The sequence below is a fragment of the Thioclava sp. L04-15 genome, from assembly GCF_002020275.1.
Taxonomy (GTDB): domain Bacteria; phylum Pseudomonadota; class Alphaproteobacteria; order Rhodobacterales; family Rhodobacteraceae; genus Thioclava; species Thioclava marina.
The window spans coordinates 1-1,687 of the sequence record NZ_MPZW01000024.1 but is presented as its reverse complement, the minus strand read 5'-3'; the positions used below and the strand labels follow the sequence as shown (position 1 = coordinate 1,687).

The following is a 1,687-nucleotide window of genomic DNA, read 5'->3' as shown; positions in this document are numbered from 1 at the left end:
GGCGAGGCATGTGCTTTGCGAACCGCTGAAGCAGATGGCAAAAAGGCGGGAACCAACCCCGCCTTTTTCGTTTGGTCTGACGATCAGTTCAGCCGCTGATGCTCTTTGCCGAGGCCATGCCTGGCGCTTTCGAACCACCGCCCAGCTTGTCGCGGACCGCTTTCTCGATTCGCTCGCCGATATCGCCGTCGATATTGCGCCAATAGTCGAAGGCGCGCTTGAGCACCTTCTCGGAGACGCCGTCGCAAAGGTGGCCGGTCACGTTGTTCACCAGACGCTCGCGCATGCCGTCATCCATCACGTCGCGCACGAGCGCGCCGGCCTGGCTCCAGTCGTCGTCATCTTCGCGCAGCGTGTAGGCCTGACGCACCATATCTCCATCGGCATACCAGAGGCCCGCTTCTGCCTGCTGCGGTTGCGCTTCCGGCCCGCCATAGGAGTTCGGGAAATAGACCGGATCCTCGGACTTGTTTACCCGAAGCGCGCCGTCTTTGGTGTAGGCGTTAATCTCTGACTGCGGCTTGTTCACCGGGATCTGCTTGTAGTTTACACCGAGCCGCGCGCGGTGCGCGTCGGCATAGGAGAAGCCACGCGCCAGCAGCATCTTGTCGGGCGAGAGACCGACGCCGGGAACCATATTGTTAGGTTCGAAGGCCGCCTGCTCGATTTCCGTGTGGAAATCGGTCGGGTTGCGGTCAAGGATCATCTTTCCGACTTCGATCAGCGGATAGTCCTTGTGCGGCCAAACTTTCGTCAGGTCGAACGGGTTGATGCGATAGGTCTTGGCATCCTCGAAGGGCATGATCTGGAAATAGAGCGTCCAACTCGGATTGTTGCCCTCGGCAATGGCGTTGAATAGGTCGCGGCGATGATAGTCGCTATCTGCGCCAGCCATCTCGTCCGCTTCTTCCTGCGTGAAATGCGCGTTGCCGTCGCCTTGATCGGTCTTGAAGTGGAACTTCACCCAGAACATCTCGCCGGCTTCGTTGACGAGCGAATACGTGTGGCTCGAATAACCGTTCATCTCGCGCCAAGTGCGCGGGATGCCGCGGTCTCCCATAAGGTAGGTGACCTGATGCGCGCTCTCGGGCGAGAGGGTCCAGAAGTCCCACTGCATATCGTGATCGCGCAGGCCGTTATCAGCGCGGCGCTTCTGGCTGCGGATAAAGCTCTGGAACTTCAGCGGGTCGCGCACGAAGAAGATGGGGGTGTTGTTGCCCACCATGTCGAAATTGCCTTCCTCGGTATACATCTTCACCGAGAAGCCGCGCGGGTCGCGCCACGTATCGGGGCTGCCGCGCTCGCCTGCGACGGTGGAGAAGCGCGCGACGATGTCCGTCTTCGCGCCCGGCTGAAAGACTTTCGCCTTGGTGTACTTCGTAACGTCGCCCGTCACTTCGAAATGGCCAAACGCGCCCGAGCCCTTGGCGTGGGGCTGGCGCTCCGGGATGCGCTCACGGTTGAAATTCGCCATTTGTTCGATGAGGTAGTGATCGTTCAGAACAATCGGACCGTCGGAACCGACCGTGAGCGAATGTTCGAGACTTTGGACGGGGGCGCCCCCATCTGTGGTGGCGGGGCGTCCGGGCTTGTCGTTCGTCATGTCGGAACCTCTGATTTTTGAAATATAGCGGTTTCGAAACGCAGGGAGCGCGGGGGAGTTCCTTGAAGTTTCCGCGACAGTCAT

The 1,687-nt window shown here is 59.9% G+C and carries 1 protein-coding gene; it reads right to left on the bottom strand.

The genetic code is table 11. The features are described from left to right. Positions 1-88: 88 nt before the first annotated feature. A complete protein-coding gene (locus BMI90_RS18420) occupies positions 89-1,603 on the bottom strand; it encodes a catalase (protein ID WP_078530919.1) in 1,515 nt (504 codons plus the stop codon). Positions 1,604-1,687 lie beyond the last annotated feature (84 nt).